15 protein-coding genes and 2 pseudogenes are annotated in these 14,787 nt (G+C 66.1%); 9 read left to right on the top strand and 8 right to left on the bottom strand.

The window, feature by feature from the left end; genetic code table 11:
* Positions 1–261: 261 nt before the first annotated feature.
* Positions 262–1,923, bottom strand: coding sequence for an MDR family MFS transporter (locus ACX80X_RS11780; RefSeq protein WP_252611100.1), 1,662 nt, complete (start codon positions 1,921–1,923; stop codon positions 262–264).
* Positions 1,924–2,066: 143 nt separating this feature from the next.
* Positions 2,067–2,561 carry a ribonuclease E activity regulator RraA gene (rraA, locus tag ACX80X_RS11775; protein ID WP_252599619.1) on the bottom strand — a complete coding sequence of 165 codons (495 nt, stop codon included), beginning with the start codon at positions 2,559–2,561 and terminating at the stop codon, positions 2,067–2,069.
* 139 nt (positions 2,562–2,700) lie between these two features.
* Here rraA and ACX80X_RS11770 point away from each other — a divergent pair, with 139 nt between their 5' ends.
* From ACX80X_RS11770 to ACX80X_RS11745, 6 genes are all read left to right on the top strand, one after another.
* A complete protein-coding gene (locus tag ACX80X_RS11770; RefSeq protein ID WP_252599618.1) occupies positions 2,701–4,005 on the top strand; it encodes an MFS transporter in 1,305 nt (434 codons plus the stop codon).
* Positions 4,006–4,109: 104 nt separating this feature from the next.
* The gene (locus ACX80X_RS11765; protein ID WP_252614534.1) at positions 4,110–4,718 is read left to right on the top strand and encodes a TetR/AcrR family transcriptional regulator; all 609 of its coding nucleotides are present in this window, start codon (positions 4,110–4,112) and stop codon (positions 4,716–4,718) included.
* A 287-nt stretch (positions 4,719–5,005) separates the two neighbouring features.
* Positions 5,006–6,205, top strand: coding sequence for an NAD(P)-dependent malic enzyme (locus ACX80X_RS11760; protein ID WP_252614535.1), 1,200 nt, complete (start codon positions 5,006–5,008; stop codon positions 6,203–6,205).
* Between the two features lie 119 nt (positions 6,206–6,324).
* Positions 6,325–6,825: a DUF456 domain-containing protein gene (locus ACX80X_RS11755; protein WP_459312167.1), complete on the top strand. Its 501-nt coding sequence runs from the start codon at positions 6,325–6,327 to the stop codon at positions 6,823–6,825.
* Between the two features lie 35 nt (positions 6,826–6,860).
* The gene (locus ACX80X_RS11750) at positions 6,861–7,826 is read left to right on the top strand and encodes a hypothetical protein (protein ID WP_252599614.1); all 966 of its coding nucleotides are present in this window, start codon (positions 6,861–6,863) and stop codon (positions 7,824–7,826) included.
* A gap of 93 nt (positions 7,827–7,919) precedes the next feature.
* Positions 7,920–8,297, top strand: coding sequence for a YybH family protein (locus tag ACX80X_RS11745; RefSeq protein WP_252611106.1), 378 nt, complete (start codon positions 7,920–7,922; stop codon positions 8,295–8,297).
* On the opposite strand, the gene ACX80X_RS11740 is transcribed toward ACX80X_RS11745, so the two are convergent.
* Positions 8,294–8,947, bottom strand: coding sequence for a LysE family translocator (locus ACX80X_RS11740; RefSeq protein WP_252611108.1), 654 nt, complete (start codon positions 8,945–8,947; stop codon positions 8,294–8,296). The two genes, ACX80X_RS11745 and ACX80X_RS11740, sit on opposite strands and share 4 nt — an antisense overlap.
* A 104-nt stretch (positions 8,948–9,051) precedes the next feature.
* Between ACX80X_RS11740 and ACX80X_RS11735 the strand changes: the two genes are divergently transcribed.
* Positions 9,052–9,507, top strand: coding sequence for an Lrp/AsnC family transcriptional regulator (locus tag ACX80X_RS11735; protein WP_141138772.1), 456 nt, complete (start codon positions 9,052–9,054; stop codon positions 9,505–9,507).
* A gap of 37 nt (positions 9,508–9,544) precedes the next feature.
* On the opposite strand, the gene ACX80X_RS11730 is transcribed toward ACX80X_RS11735, so the two are convergent.
* The 3 genes from ACX80X_RS11730 to ACX80X_RS11720 form a co-directional block, all read right to left on the bottom strand.
* On the bottom strand, positions 9,545–10,060 hold the full coding sequence (locus ACX80X_RS11730; RefSeq protein WP_252614536.1) for a hypothetical protein: 516 nt from the start codon (positions 10,058–10,060) through the stop codon (positions 9,545–9,547).
* A 59-nt stretch (positions 10,061–10,119) separates the two neighbouring features.
* Positions 10,120–10,359 carry a hypothetical protein gene (locus ACX80X_RS11725; RefSeq protein ID WP_252614537.1) on the bottom strand — a complete coding sequence of 80 codons (240 nt, stop codon included), beginning with the start codon at positions 10,357–10,359 and terminating at the stop codon, positions 10,120–10,122.
* Between the two features lie 107 nt (positions 10,360–10,466).
* Complete coding sequence (locus ACX80X_RS11720) at positions 10,467–10,925, bottom strand: Lrp/AsnC family transcriptional regulator (RefSeq protein WP_252611111.1); 459 nt, start codon at positions 10,923–10,925, stop codon at positions 10,467–10,469.
* Positions 10,926–11,250: 325 nt separating this feature from the next.
* Between ACX80X_RS11720 and gluQRS the strand changes: the two genes are divergently transcribed.
* Together gluQRS and ACX80X_RS11710 are read left to right on the top strand one after the other, a co-directional pair.
* On the top strand, positions 11,251–12,132 hold the full coding sequence (gene gluQRS / locus ACX80X_RS11715) for a tRNA glutamyl-Q(34) synthetase GluQRS (RefSeq protein WP_459312164.1): 882 nt from the start codon (positions 11,251–11,253) through the stop codon (positions 12,130–12,132).
* A 72-nt stretch (positions 12,133–12,204) separates the two neighbouring features.
* Entirely contained in the window at positions 12,205–12,873 is a 669-nt protein-coding gene (locus tag ACX80X_RS11710) for an HD domain-containing protein (RefSeq protein ID WP_459312162.1), read from the top strand.
* Here ACX80X_RS11710 and ACX80X_RS11705 read toward each other — a convergent pair.
* Positions 12,870–14,110: pseudogene (locus tag ACX80X_RS11705) on the bottom strand (low temperature requirement protein A). The gene ACX80X_RS11710 and the pseudogene ACX80X_RS11705 overlap by 4 nt on opposite strands.
* A gap of 10 nt (positions 14,111–14,120) precedes the next feature.
* A pseudogene (locus ACX80X_RS11700) lies at positions 14,121–14,787 on the bottom strand (HNH endonuclease signature motif containing protein); the annotation flags it as partial.

Genomic DNA, 14,787 nt, shown 5'->3' with positions numbered 1-14,787 from the left:
CTAAACAGTGTGGCACGTCACCGCCCGCCGTTCCACTTGCGACTTGTACCCTCCGAAACAGAAAGCCGACGACGGCGGGGTGTGCCGCCGTCGTCGTCTTCCACCTCCGTAAGGGGTCCGGTGCGCCCGCGCGTCACGCAGGGCACGCTTTTGGGCCGGTCGGCACGGAAAAGCCCGGGATTCCGCGGAACGACATCGGCAGCAGCCCAAAAGACTGCCTGCCGTGACAGGACTCCGCTCACCGCGCGGAACCCGGGGGAGCTAGTGGGCCGCCACCGCAGCTGTGTCTCCCCGCGGGGCGACCTTCGGATCCGTCAGCTTCTTGTTCGGCAGGGCGAAGCTGATCAGGAACGCGATCCCGGTGAGCACGGCGGCGGTGAGCATCACGGTGTCGATCGCGTAGGCGAAGCCCTCCGTGATGGGGCGGGTCAGCACGCTGTTGGCCGTATGGAGCCAGCTGGTGTCATTGAGCGATTCGTTCGATGCCCCGTTCTGGAAGAACTCGTACAGCTTGGCGTTGGCGGGGTCCGCGGCCACGGCCGGGTCGCGCAGCACGGCCTGGTAGTCGGCACTGGACATGGCTGACTTCATCGTGTCGGCGATCCGGCTCGCGGCCAGGCTGAACAGCATGGAGATGAACACGGCCGTGCCCACCGCGCCGCCCATGGACCGGAAGAACGCCGCGGAGGAGGTGCCTACACCCATGTCCTTCGGGGGCACGGAGACCTGCATGGCCAGCGTAAGCGGCTGCATGCAGAAACCGAGGCCCATGCCGAAGAACACGGCGATCACGCCGGGAACCCAGAGGCCCGTTTCCACGCCCAGGGACAGTCCCATAACCAGCGCGGCGACGGTGAGAATGCCAGTACCCACAATGGGGAAGATCCGGTACGTGCCCGACGCCGAAATGGTGCGGCCCGCGGTGATGGAACCGGTCAGGATGCCGAGGGTGAAGGTGATCATCATCAGGCCGGCTTCGGTGGGCGTGAGCCCCTTGACCAGCTGCAGGTACATGGGCAGCATGGCGATGGCGCCGAACATGCCGATGCCGATGATGAAGTTCAGCAGCGAGGACAGGCCAAAAGTGGCGTTCCGGAAGAGCCGAAGCGGGATCAGGGCGTAGTCCCCGGCGCGTTTTTCGGCCAGCAGGAACCAGAGGATGCCAACCGCGCCCAGGCCGTAGCAAAGGAAGGAGTTCAGCGACGCAAAGCCCCAGCTGCGGCCCTGTTCCGCCACCAGGAGCAGCGGGACGATGGCGAGAGTGATGGCGGCTGCGCCGAAGTAGTCGATCTTCTGCTTCACGTGCTTGGCCGGCAGGTGCAGGAACATAAACACCACGGCCAGGGCCGCCAGACCGATGGGCAGGTTGATGAAGAACACCCAGCGCCAGCCGTCAAAGCCCAGGATGTTGGCCGACCCTGCGAACGCGCCGCCCACCACGGGGCCGAGCACGGAGGAGATGCCGAACACCGACATAAAGTAGCCCTGGTACTTGGCCCGGTCCTTGAGGGACACGATGTCACCGATGATGGTCAGCGCGAGGGCCAGCAGGCCGCCGGCGCCCAGGCCCTGGACGCCGCGGGCGATGGCCAGCTCGGTCATGGAGTGCACTGAGCCGGCGTAGAGCGAGCCGACCAGGAAGATGACGATGGCTATCAGGTACAGCGGACGGCGGCCGAAAATATCGCTCAGCTTGCCGTACAGCGGCGTGCTGACCGTGGACGTGATGAGGTAGGCGGTGGTGGCCCACGCCTGGAGGGACAGCCCGTCCAGGTCGTTGGCGATGGTGTAGATGGAGGTGGACACGATGGTCTGGTCCAGGGATGCCAGGAACATCCCCAGCATGAGCCCCACCATCACGGTGACGATCTGACGCTGTGTCAGGGTTTCGCCGGCGGCACGCACAGCGGTTGTTTTGGACATGGCTTCTCCAGGAAAGAAAAAGGGATGACGCTCGATAGTTGCTTTCAGTAACTATGTTAGTTCGCGTTTCATTCCCGCTGCCGGAGATTTCTTCCGGAACCGCCGCTCCCGCCCGGGCCCCCGCCCGAACTGGAGGACCCAAATCAGCGCTCCACGAGGATGCCGTCCGGATCGCACCAGACGGTGACGCCGGGACGGAAGGTCACGCCGTCGAGCACTACATCCACGTCAACCTCACCGGCGCCGGCCTTGGCGCTCTTGCGCGGGTTGCTGCCCAGCGCCTTGACGCCCAGATCCAGTTGGGCGATCGCCTCGCGGTCGCGGATGGCGCCGTTAATTACGACGCCGGCCCAGCCGTTCGCCACGGCGCTCTCGGCGATCATGTCCCCCATCAGGGCCGTGCCCAGCGAACCGCCGCCGTCCACCACCAGCACGGCGCCATTGCCGGGGGTGGCCAGGGTGGACTTGACCAGGGCGTTGTCCTGGAAGCAGCGGATGGTCCGCACCGGGCCGCTGAAGTGTGAACGGCCGCCGAGGGACTGGAACTGGAGTGAAACGGACGCCAGGTCCTCGCCGCGCTCATCGTACAGATCGGCGGTGTTGACGGGGCTGTTGGTGTTGCCAGCAGATGCGGTCATTGGATCTCCAGGTGTTCAGTGTCGTGGGGGCTGCGCGCTGTCCATCGCCACACCAGGCAAGCGCCGTAAGGCAAGCGGGGCGATGCAGCCCACGATAGTCTGATTTTCAGAATCACCAACCGTTCCAGGGGGAAGCAGCATGAGCCTGTCCAACACACCCGCAGCACCGGATCCCAGCGCAGCGTCGGTTCCCGGGGCGGGATCGGAAAGCCCGACGGCGGCGCTCGCCGAGCCGACGCAGAAGGTCACCGCGCGCTGGGTGACCGGGCTGGTGCTGGTCAACGTCGGCATCAACGCCGCCTTCTTCGGCCCCATCAATGTGTTCATCGGCCAGCAGGCCATCAGCATTGACGCCCTCAACAAGGAAGCCATCCTGTCCCTGGTGACGGGCTGTGGCGCCGCCGTCTCGCTGGTGGCCAACCCGCTGTTTGGGGCCCTGTCCGACCGGACCGTCTCAGGCTTCGGCCGGCGTGCCCCGTGGGTCCTGGCCGGCGCCGTCCTGGCTACGGCTGCGTTGCTGGCGATGTCCGGAGCCACGGCGGTGGCCCTGATGGTCCTCTTCTGGTGCCTGGTCCAGCTCGGTGCCAACGCTGCCTACGCGGCCATCACCGCGGCCGTCCCGGACCGCGTGCCGGTCCTGCAGCGCGGCGGAGTAGGCGGGCTGGCAGCCATGGGCCAGACCCTGGGAATCCTGCTCGGCGCAGTTTTCGGCGCGGTGGTCTCGGGAAACTTCATGGTGGGGTACACGATGTGTGCGGCCGCCCTGCTGTTCTCCGTGCTGCCGTATCTCTTCCACCGGAATGATCCCCCGCTCCCGCGGGAGGCCCGGCCGCCGTTCACCTGGACCGGATTCCTGCGCGGTTTCTGGATCAGCCCGGCCCGCCACCCTGACTTTGGCTGGGCCTGGCTCACCCGCTTCCTGGTCAACGTGGGCAACCAGCTCACCATCGTTTACCTGCTCTTTTTCCTGCGGGACGTCATCAAGCATGAGGACCCGGCGCTGGGCGTCCTGATCCTCACGGGAATTTATGCGGTGATGGTCATGATCACCGCGGTGCTCGCCGGACCGTGGAGTGACCGGGTGGGCAAACGCAAGCCGTTTGTGATCGGCTCGTCCGCCACGATCGCCATCGCCGGACTGATCATGGCGTTCTTCCCGGTGTGGCCGGGGGCCTTGGCGGGGGCGGCGGTGCTCGGCATCGGATTCGGCGCCTACCTGGCGGTGGACTTCGCGCTGCTCACGCAAGTGCTCCCGAAGGCTGCCGACCGGGGCAAGGACATGGGGGTCATCAACGTGGCCAACTCGCTGCCGCAGGTGTTCGCCCCGCTGATCGCCTTCCTATCCCTGCAGTTCCTGGGAGGGTACGTCACGTTGTTCACCACGGCCGCCGTCATCGGCCTGCTGGGCGCTGTGTTCGTGGTCAAGATCAAGGGCGTGGACTGATTCCGGCTTTTGCCTGTGCCGCGTATAGTTGAGGCGGACTGCAGGCACACGGGATGGGGACTCTCCCTGCCGCTGCACCATAAGAACACAACCCCGGAATCCTGATGCCCGAGACCCTTTCAGCCCATCCGTCCATGGCCGCCCGGCCCTCCACGCCGCGTCAGCGGCTCCGCTACACGCGCGTCCTTGAGTCTGCCGCAGGGTTTGCCCGCAAAGGGCTGGAGTCCGTGGACCTCGCGGAAATTTCGGAAAAGTCCGGCGTGCCGTTGGGCACCGTCTACCGCTATTTCCCCACGGCCAACCACCTGATGCTGTCCCTCTACCGCCAGCAGCTGGACGAGCTTCAGGGCAGGGCCCGCACGTCGGCGGCCAGCTTCGGTGGCCGCGCCCTCACCGGCGTGGTGATGGAGATCTTCCACATGCGGGTGATGCAGCCGGCAGTCGAACAGTGCCTGAGCCGCTGCGTGTACCTCAAGGGCATGGACACCACGGCACTCCTGCATGAAATCGATGCCCTGAGCGAATCGGCTGTAGCCACCGCCTCCGACGACGCCGTAGCGGCCCGGGTGCTCCTGCTGACCGTCACTGGTCTGGTCCAGTCCGTCCGCAACCGCCGGCTTTCGCTCTTTGAGGCCGAAGAGGACCTCAAAAAGGCCTGCACCTTGCTTGCTCCGGTGGCTGCCGGGGCTCGTGAGGCCCACCGATCGGCGTAACTGGTCTAGACCAGTAAGCCAATAAATACGTCTTTATGCCGTGATGTGGCTCACAAATCGGCCTGATTAAACGATTTGGCACGGTCTCGGAGCGTCGAATGCACTTTCTGGCGCGTGGGCGCTGTTTATTATGGCAGGACCGGAGTGGCTGGCAACCCGCATCTGCAAGGGCTTCACCCCGGGCCCGCCACCTCTGGGCCCAAGAAGCAACGAATTCCACCTTGAGCCTCCCTGTGCTTGAGCCTTTCTGCGCCGTGCGCCCACGGCTAGCCCCAGGAGACAACGACGTGTCCATTGACGTAATCGCACCGACCGACAATTCAGCAGCCACTGCCCTGACCGAAGCCGAGATCTTCGACGCCCACCAGGGCGGGAAGCTCTCGGTGACAAGCACGGTCCCGCTGTCCAACAAGCGCGACCTGTCCATCGCCTACACCCCCGGTGTGGCCGAGGTCAGCCGCGCCATCCACAACAACCCGGAACTCGCCAAGACCCTCACCTGGGCGCAGCGCCTGGTGGTTGTGGTCAGCGACGGTACCGCAGTGCTGGGTCTGGGCAACATCGGCGCCGCCGCCTCACTGCCCGTGATGGAGGGCAAGTCCGCCCTGTTCAAGACCTTCGGCGAGCTGGATTCCATTCCCCTGGTCCTGAACACCACGGACGTTGACGAGATCGTGGAAACCCTGGTCCGCCTCCGCCCCAGCTTCGGCGCCGTCAACCTTGAGGACATCTCGGCCCCCCGTTGCTTCGAGCTGGAAGAGAAGCTGATCGAGGCGCTGGACTGCCCGGTCATGCATGATGACCAGCACGGCACCGCCGTGGTGGCCCTCGCCGCCCTGACGAACGCCGCCAAGGTCACCGGCCGCGAACTCGCAGAACTCCGCGTGGTGGTTTCCGGCGCCGGAGCTGCAGGCATCGCCGTCGCCGAAATCCTGCTCGCCGCCGGCATCACGGATGTTGTCCTGCTCGACTCCAAGGGTGTCATCAACCGCGAGCGGGCCGACATTGCCGCCGACCCGCAGAGCAAAAAGTCCCAGATGGCGCAGCACAGCAACCCCCGCAGCGTCACGGGCGGCCCAGGCGAAGCGCTGCTTGGTGCTGACGTGTTCATCGGGGTTTCCTCCTCGAAGCTGGACGAGGCACACCTGAAGCTGATGAACGCCGACTCCATCGTGTTTGCCCTTTCCAACCCGGACCCCGAAGTCCTGCCCGAGGTGGCCGCCAAGTACGCCGCCGTGGTGGCCACCGGCCGCAGCGACTTCCCCAACCAGATCAACAACGTCCTGGCCTTCCCCGGAATCTTCCGCGGCGCGCTGGACGCCGGCGCCCGCCGGATCACGCCCGCCATGAAACTCGCCGCGGCCCGCGCCATTGCCGAACTCGCGGAAGCTGACCTTTCGGTGGACTACATCGTGCCCAGCCCGCTGGACCCGCGCGTTGCCCCGGCAGTGACGGCTGCAGTCGCCGCCGCCGTGGAAGCCGAGTAAACCTCCGCAGCCACACGCTGACACAACGCCCGACGGCGGTGCCTCCCCGCGCAGGGGACGCGCCGCCGTCGGGCGTTAAGCTGCCGGGCTCACCGCTGCGCCGCCCTAAACTGGGGCTCATGAACTCCGAAACCGTGGTGAGCATCCTGTGCGGCCTGGCGATCCTGGTGAGGGTGGCGGGCACCATCATCCCCATCCTGCCCGGCAGCTTCCTGATCGGGCTCAGCCTGCTGGCGTGGGCCATCTGGGGCGGTGCCGGGGCCACGGGCTGGGTGGTCTTCGCGGTGGGAATGGTGTTTGTGCTGGCCGGTATGGCTGCCAGCGCCGTGCTGACCGGACGGAAGCTCAGGGAGCACAGCATTCCCAACCGCAGTGTGGTGATCGGCCTGGCAGCGGGTGTGGCCGGCATGTTCGTCATCCCGGTGGTAGGGCTTTTTGTGGGTTTCGCCGTGGGACTGCTGCTCAGCGAGTTCCTCCGCACCCGGAACTTCGGCACCGCAACCACCACCAGCTGGGCCGCCCTGAAGGCCACCGGGCTGGGCATGCTGGCCGAGTTCGGGCTCGCGTGCCTGGCGGCCAGCACCTGGGTGATCGGGCTCTGGGTCGCGGCGGCCACGTAGGGCGTGCAAGCAGGTCCGCCACGTAGCATGGAGAGATGACCGCGGGGGATACCAGAGGACCGATCTACCGGGACACCCGTGACCTGACGCCGTTCGGGAACGCCCGCCTGCAGACCCCCGTCCGGGAACTAGCCGGCAGTGTGGGCGGGCTGATCCATGGTGTGCTGGGTGGCCGGGATGCCGCGCTGATTGCCGTGGACGGCGAGATCCCCAGGCTCAAGCGGATGCCGGGCAAGGCGCCCAAAGCAGTCCACGATGCCATCTTCACCAGCAGGGAACCGGAGCGGCTCATCGCCGTGGGGCGCGCATATCCGGGCTGGGCGGGGCTCTGCTCCGTCATGGCCGGGCTCCTGGCCTACCAGCACGGCGGCTACCTGCGCGCGTCCGAACTCCTCCAGCGCGGCCTGTCCATCAGGAACGACGACGACGCCAACCAGTATGCGGCCACCTATCTCACGCGCGTGGTCACCCGGGTGGAGGTTGCCGAGCGCATCGAAGTCCCCGTGCTGTTCAGCCAGGAATCGGTCTTCCTGGCCCTGTCGCACTCCCTGCGGGAGACGGGCCAGCTGGAAGCCGCGCTGCAGACGGTGGCCGGGCTGCCGCCGTCGTTGCCTTCAGCCTTGGCCCGCTGCGCACTGGCGTTCGCGCTGGGACGCGACAAGGAAGTGGTGATCTGGACCGAGGGGCTGCTGAACTCCGACGACCTCTCGGCGGCCCTGCTGCTGCTCCGCGGGCGCGCGCTCCGGCGGCTCGGCGCCCACGCAAAGGCGCACGAGGCCCTGAAGGAGGTGCTCCGCCGTCGGAAAACGGACGTGGTGCTCCGCAACGACGCCCTCACCGACCGTGCCCTGCTGGTGCTCGACAACGGCCGCAAATCCCTCAACCCGCGGGACTGGCTCCGCGGCCGGCCGGCGGAGCTGGAAACGTTCGAAGTCATCCGCAAGGACATCGACGAGCGCCGGCTGTGGGAGCAGGAGTGGGAAAACCTGGACGGGAAATAGGCTCCGGGTGATGGCGGCCTTAGGGACTTGCCTGGTGGCGTTGCCTTGTGGACTTGCCTTGTGGACCAGTCCGTCCCGGAGTACAACGGAGGAATGAGCGACGCAGTGCGGTCCTGGATGGAAAAGTACATCGCGGCGTGGACCTCCAACGACCCGGAGGACATCAGGGCGCTGTTCACCGAGGAAGCCGTCTACGCCACCCGGCCGCATGATGCCGACGCCTGGCGGGGCCGCGAGCAGATCGTGGACCGCTGGCTGGAGGCGGCGGACGGCCCCGGGAACTGGACCTTTGAGTGGACGCTGTTGGGGGCGGACAGCGGGCTGGGGACCGACGGCGGGCTGGCCTTTGTGCAGGGTTTCACGGACTACCTCGGCGATAATCCCAGCTACGACAACCTGTGGGTCATCCGCCTCGAACCGGACGGTCGGGCGTCGGAGTTCACGGAATGGTTTATGGAGCGCAAAGCCTAGGCTTGCTGCGTGAGCCTTGCAACCAGCGGAACCAGCTGCTCGGAGAGGAGCGCCACGCCGAGGGCAACCATGATGATGCCGCTGGCCAGGGTGACTGTCCGTGCGGCGCCGGGCCGTGACTGCAGGAGTTTGCGGGCCAGCAGCGCCACGCAGGTGTAGACGGCCCCGGCCAGCAGGACAAACGTCAGGCCCAGCAGGCCGGACTGGACGGGGACCGGGAGGGACGCCTCCGGGCTGACGAACTGCGGCACCAGCGCCACATAGAACAGCAGCCCCTTGGGGTTGATGCCGCTGGTTCCCATGCCCTGAAGGAATGTGCGGAGCTGGTTGGCGGGCTTCCCGACGGCGTCTGCCGCACTGAAGGAGGCCCCGCGCCAGGAGCGGAGGGTGCTGATGCCCAGCCACAGCAGGTAGCCCGCGCCGGCCACGGTCAGCCAGCCCAGGACGCCGGGCAGGCCGGACAGCAGGGCCGCGAGGCCTGCCACCATCAGCAGTGTGTGCAGCAGGTAGCCGCCGCAGAGTCCGGCCACGGCCGGGACGAAGCTGCGCTGCCGCAGACCGGCCGTGATGGAGTACGCCCAGTCCACGCCGGGGGTGCAGGCGAGGGCGACAGCCACCAGCACAAAGGCGAAAAACAACTGGGGATTCATGGCGGGCTCCTGTCCGATGGGTATAGGACAAACCTTATGAAGTTTCGGGCCATAAGTGCTTACCCTTTTCGCCCAGGTTGAGTCCGAATTGGTAAGATATTTGCGTGATTGACCACATTGACAGAAACATTTTGCGCCACCTCAAAGAAGATGGCCGGATGACCGCCACGGCGCTGGCCGCGAAGGTCGGGCTCACGGTGGCGCCATGCCACCGGAGGCTCCGGGATCTGGAGGCATCGGGCGTGATCCGCGGCTACAAGGCGGACATCGATCCGGCCGCCGTCGGGCTGGGTTTCGAGGCCATTGTCTTTGTGACTTTGCGCCAGGTGGACCGCTCCACCATGGAGATCTTCGAGAACCGGGTGGCGGACAATCCCAACATCGTGGAGGCACAGCGGCTGTTCGGCTCCCCGGACTACCTGTTGAAGGTCATCGCCGAGGACCTGCCCGGCTACCAGCGCTTCTACGACGCCGAACTCACGTCACTGCCCGGGGTTGAGCGGCTGACGTCCACGCTGGTGATGAAGAACATCAAGTCCAATGCGGGCCCGCCGCTGTAGCGCTTGCGCCCTTGAGATGCGTCCGTCCTGCGTTGCCTCAGTCCGTGGGGCGGACGTGGACGATGATCACCTGGGTGTCCTTGCCGCCGTCGTACCGGAGGTCGTAGTTCACGTCCAGGCCTGTGGAGGTGCCGGAGGTGATGGAGAAATCGGTCTTTCGTTCCGGGTCCCGCTGGGCACCGGCGATCCAGCGTTCGGCGGAGTCGGCGTCGATCCCGTACCGCGCCACACCGTCCCGGATGAGCTCAAAATACTCGTCAGGAGAGCCAGCGGTGAGGAAGTAGGTGACCTCGCTGAAGTCCGGCCGCTTGTTCGTGGTGTTCAATCGGATGCGGTCCGTTTCCCCACTGATCTCGCCGCTCGGAGCAACGATGGTGAGCTTGATCTTTCCCGAGTCCCTGGTGTTGATGTTGGCCGTGCCGGCCCACTGCAGGTCCGGGTTGGAGAGGTACGCCTGGCCGTAGAAGTCGTAGACCTTCTTGATGGTCTCCCAGTTGTGTTCGGTGCCTTTGGAGGTGTCCCAGCTGGCGGGGTCGATGCCTATGTCCAGCATTGCCTGGTTGTTCCAGTAGTCGCTGAGGAAATCCGCGTCTTCCTCGGAGCTTTTGTCGATCAGCCCAGATCGGCGGCAGCATCCATGGCGGCCTTTGCAGCCTCGGAATTTTCAAGCGCCCAGTGCCTGAATTCCTCGCTGCCGAGGTACTCCTGGCGTTCTTCGGGGGTCATGCCGTTCGGCCGGTCCGTCAGGTCCTGTGCAACGCCGTTCCCGGAACCGCTGCCACCACTCCCGGAGCCACCGCCTGAGCCGGCCCCGTTGCTGGCCTTCTCCTGCTCGTCGGCGTTGGCGAGCACCGACTTGGAGGCCGACTCCAGCCCGGCCGTTGCGGACTTCAGCAGCTTCGAGTGCGATGGGGAGAGCTCCCCGTGCGGGGTCGAGTGCGGGCCCGGAGAGACGGAGCTCAGTCCTGCAACAGTCCGGTGGTCCGGTACGGGATGACTTCCCGCAGGAACATGCTGGTGGACGTCCGGACAATGCCGGGGCAGAGCCGGATCTCCTCGGACACGCGGTAGAGGTCGTCCGGGCTGGTGGCCACCACGCGGATCAGCAGGTCGGTGTCGCCGGCAGGGGCATGGCATTCGAGGACCTCGGGGATTTCTCGCAGGGCCGCGATGGCTTCGTTGAGGTGGCTCTGGTCCAGTTCGGCGCTGACGGCCGCGGCCACACCCCTGCCCAGGGCGGAGGGGAGCACCCGGCTGCTGTTGGGACGGAGAGCGCCCGACGCCGTCATCCGCTCCAGGCGCGACTGGACGGTCCCGCGCGCCAGGCCCAGCCGCTGGGCCAGCACCATGATGGGGGCGCGCGGGTCCTCGTCCAGGGCATTGATGATGCGCTTGTCCGTGGCGTCCAATTGCTGCAATCTGATCAGTTCCTGTCGGAGCTTGTGGTCCCTATTGGTCAGACTGACCAACGAAATGCTTGCTAGTTGTGCCAACTGTATGGCGTCTGCTCAAATTGTGGCAACAAGGGCTGAGGCTACCGCCGAATCCCGCAGGCTACAGGAACCCGGCACACCACCCGGCAACTGGACACCGCCTCCCGCAAGGAGGACGCCGCTGATTGACACTTGTTCACACCACGGTCATTCTGCACACACGGCAAGAGCCCCTGAGCCACCGACGTCGGATCCCCGAAGTCATCGGTAGCTGAGGGGCTCTTGTGCTGCCCCGGACTAGGGTTGGTCCATGACCCCTGCCGGCCGCTTTGCCCCCAGCCCTTCCGGTGAACTGCATGTAGGAAACCTCCGCACCGCGATGCTTGCCTGGCTGTTCGCCCGGTCCTCCGGCCGCGACTTCCTGCTGCGCGTCGAGGACCTTGACCGGGCGCGGGCCGGCGCGGAGGCGGAGCAGCTCCGCGATCTGGAGGCCGTGGGCCTGACGTGGGACGGCGCCGTCGTGCGCCAGACGGACCGCGGCGCCGTCTACGCCGAAGCTATCGGGCGGCTGGCTGCCGCAGGCCTTACCTACGAATGCTTCTGCACGCGCCGCGAAATCCAGGAGGCGCCGTCCGCGCCGCACGCGCCGCAGGGCGCCTATCCGGGCACGTGCCGGGACCTCGATCCTGCCGAGCTGGAGTTCAAACGCTCCACCCGGCCAGCTGCCATTCGGCTCCGCGCCGAGGTAGCGGAGTACACAGTGCGGGATGTGCTGCACGGTGATTTCATCGGCGTGGTGGACGATTTTGTCCTCCGCCGCAACGACGGCGTGACCGCCTACAACCTGGCCGTCGTGGTGGACGACGCCGCGCAGGGCATCGACCAGGTTGTGCGGGGCGATGACCTGCTGCCGTCCACGCCGAGGCAGGCATATCTTGCGTCACTGCTGGATATTCCTGTCCCGGAATATGCGCATGTGCCGCTGGCGGTGAATTCCGACGGCGCCCGGCTGGCCAAGCGCGACGGCGCCGTGACGCTGGCCGATCTCGCCCGTACCGGCGGTTCCGCCGCTGACGTGCGGAACCTCATCCTGCAGTCCCTGGGGCTGCCGGCCGGGACGCTGGAAAACGCACTCGCGGAGTTCCGCCCGGCGGACCTCCCGCGGGAACCGTGGGTCTGGACCGGCCCCTAGGCAGCGCGCGAACGGAGGCTTGCGGCCCCGCCGACGTGAGGCCACTTGCTGCCCTACGCGTAGGCTGGAGCTATGTCGGCACCCGAATTCACTGAAGCACAAATCCCTCAACCGCGATTCACTGTCGAGACCGCGAAGGTCCTGGCCGAGGTGGCCCACAATCGGCAGAAGGACAAGCTCAAGCGGCCCTACCGTGACCATGTGATTGCGGTAGGTGATGCCCTGGCAGATTTCGACGACGATATCCGGATTGCCGGTTACCTTCATGACATTGCCGAGGACACTCCCATCACGCGGCAGGCACTGCTGGATATGGGCGTTTCCGAGCGGGCAGCGGACATCATTGAACGCGTCACCAACAGGCTGCACGACAATCCCGATGACTATCAGGCCGGGATGCATTTCATTGCCGAGGACCACGACGCGGCCCTCGTAAAGATCGCGGACAATGCCCACAATTCCCTGCCCGAACGCGTCAGGGCTCTGGCCGCGAAGTGGCCGGAGAAAGCGCCGGTCACCAAGTACCGGGATGCCCGTCCGGTGCTGTATGCCGCCGTCGACGTCGAGGAAGTCCGCAAGATCCTTGCACGGGGTAATCCCTGGCTGCTGAAGGAGTTGGACGACAGGCTCGACGACGAAGACGACACGGACTACGAGAACCTCTCCTACGAAGACGCTCCCGTCGCTGAGCCTGTCCAGGCCCCGGAAGCGGCGGACAGCCGGCCGGACGGAGCCTCTTAGGCTCCTGCTTTCATCTGCTCCAGGGCGGCGTTCATTCGTTCGGTTCCACGCTTCTCATCAATGACAATCGACACGCCCAGCGCCAGCACAACCACCAGCAGGCAGATCGGCACCGAAACCCCGGCGGTGGCAAGTCCCACGCTGCCCGCCAGCGCGGCCACGACGCCGGCCGCCACGGCAATGACGGTCCGGTCCACGCAGATCATGACGCTGAAGAGCCAGGTCAGGGAGACTTTGAACAGAGCCACGGGGACCGCGATGCTGGCCACGGCCACGGCGGCGCTGATGTGGGCCTCATGGTCGACATAGTAGGCCGCCACGTGCAACCCGGCGCCAGTTGCGGCGATGGCAGCGAAGATGGGCATGTGCGCGTAGCCGAAGAAGAATGACCGGTGGCGCTGGAGATGTAGGGCCGGGCCGGCGGGCAGGATGAAGTAGATCCACCACATGCTGAACGCGAGGGCCGTTCCGCCGAATCCCACCATCGCCGGGTCGACGCTCCAGCCATGGTGGGCCACAATGGCGCGTAGGGTTTCGATCGCCCCGATCAGTCATTCGCCAAGGGCGATGATGGCGAGTAGCCCGTAGCGCTCGGCTATGTGGTGCGCGTGCCACGGGGTCCGCATGCTGCGCTCCGCGGCGTAGGGTGTGGCCATTTCCAGGATGAACAGGGGCGCAGCCACGAGGAACGTGGTCAGGATGTCCGCCTCAATGATGAGCACCGCGATCCAGCCGAGCTGCACCACGCCAAGATACGTGGCGTACCGCTGGCAGGTCCGCCGGCGTGCCGGATCTTGCCGTGCCGCGCGCAGCCACTGGAAGACCAAGGCCAGGCGCATGATCACGTAGCCGCCCACCATCACGGCGTTGTCCACATGATCGCCCTCCACGAGCGAGTGGAACATCGTCTCAATGCCCATGGCCAGGATCAGCACCCCGAGAAGCTGGACCATGGTGACCAGCCGGAATACCCAGTCGTCGGTGTCGTAGGCGCTGGCGAACCACGTGAAATTGATCCATGCCCAGATCACGGCGAACATCGCGAAGGAGAATCCGAGCAGCCCGGCGCCGAAGTGGGCCTCCGCAATCTGGTGGCGAACCGGCTGCCGGCCACCCCGAAGGCGATGACAAAGGTCAGGTCGAAAAAGAGTTCCAGCGGGGTGGCGGCCCGGTGCTTCTCATGCGGATCCCGGCCGCCCACGCGGGCCATGGCATGCCGGAGGGGGTTTGCGGACACCGGTCAAAGATTACCGCCAGGGCCGTGGCCGGCTCCATACCGGAGAGGGTTCCGGTTCCTGGAGGGCTGACCCCAGCTGGGCCCACGCAGGCGAGCGATCTGCAGGGAGCAGACCTTCGGGCGGGGTGTCGTCAGATAGTGGAGAGTCAGGTTCTTGGTGGCCCAGCACTTCAAGGATCTCAGGTGGCCAGGTCGGTGGTTCCCAGTCGGGGTGTTCGCTTTGGTAGTGGCGTCCGGTGGGTGATGTCCAGCCGGGTGGTTCGTTCTTTGTGGCGGCGGTGGGTTTCCAGGCTGTGGTGTGTCTGAGTCTGTGGTGTTGTGGCAGGGTTGGCCGAGATTTGGGATGCCGGTGGTGCCGCCGTGGGCCCAGGCGAGGAGGTGGTCCGCTTCGGTGTCGAGGGAGTGGTTGCTGCAGCCAGGGAAGGGGCATTTTCCGTCGCGTAGTCGTAGCCATTGGCGTTGGGCTTTGGTGAGCCGGTAGCTGGTCCGGCCGATCTCGAGCGGTGCTCCGTCGCGGGGATCGATCAGGACGCGGTGGAAGGATTCGGCACCGTCGGCGATCAGGTGGCGGGCAATGGATGGCGGGATCGGCCCGTATCCGTCGAGCATGGCCGATTCATCGGTGAGGCCGAGCAGCGCCATGACCGGGACCGTGATCAGCACCTGCGCCCGCGGTG

It is taken from the genome of Pseudarthrobacter sp. MDT3-1, from assembly GCF_054510755.1.
The sequence above is the reverse complement of the archived record's forward strand: the minus strand, read 5'-3'. Positions and strand labels throughout refer to the sequence as shown.

Coding starts and splice junctions, on each gene's coding strand:
- ACX80X_RS11740 (WP_252611108.1), bottom strand. CDS start 8,947: ATGAATCCCCAGTTGTTTTTCGCCTTTGTGCTGGTGGCTGTCGCCCTC.
- ACX80X_RS11750 (WP_252599614.1), top strand. CDS start 6,861: ATGACCGCGGGGGATACCAGAGGACCGATCTACCGGGACACCCGTGAC.
- ACX80X_RS11755 (WP_459312167.1), top strand. CDS start 6,325: ATGAACTCCGAAACCGTGGTGAGCATCCTGTGCGGCCTGGCGATCCTG.
- ACX80X_RS11765 (WP_252614534.1), top strand. CDS start 4,110: ATGCCCGAGACCCTTTCAGCCCATCCGTCCATGGCCGCCCGGCCCTCC.
- rraA (WP_252599619.1), bottom strand. CDS start 2,561: ATGACCGCATCTGCTGGCAACACCAACAGCCCCGTCAACACCGCCGAT.
- ACX80X_RS11770 (WP_252599618.1), top strand. CDS start 2,701: ATGAGCCTGTCCAACACACCCGCAGCACCGGATCCCAGCGCAGCGTCG.
- ACX80X_RS11780 (WP_252611100.1), bottom strand. CDS start 1,923: ATGTCCAAAACAACCGCTGTGCGTGCCGCCGGCGAAACCCTGACACAG.
- gluQRS (WP_459312164.1), top strand. CDS start 11,251: ATGACCCCTGCCGGCCGCTTTGCCCCCAGCCCTTCCGGTGAACTGCAT.
- ACX80X_RS11710 (WP_459312162.1), top strand. CDS start 12,205: ATGTCGGCACCCGAATTCACTGAAGCACAAATCCCTCAACCGCGATTC.
- ACX80X_RS11745 (WP_252611106.1), top strand. CDS start 7,920: ATGAGCGACGCAGTGCGGTCCTGGATGGAAAAGTACATCGCGGCGTGG.
- ACX80X_RS11730 (WP_252614536.1), bottom strand. CDS start 10,060: ATGCTGGACATAGGCATCGACCCCGCCAGCTGGGACACCTCCAAAGGC.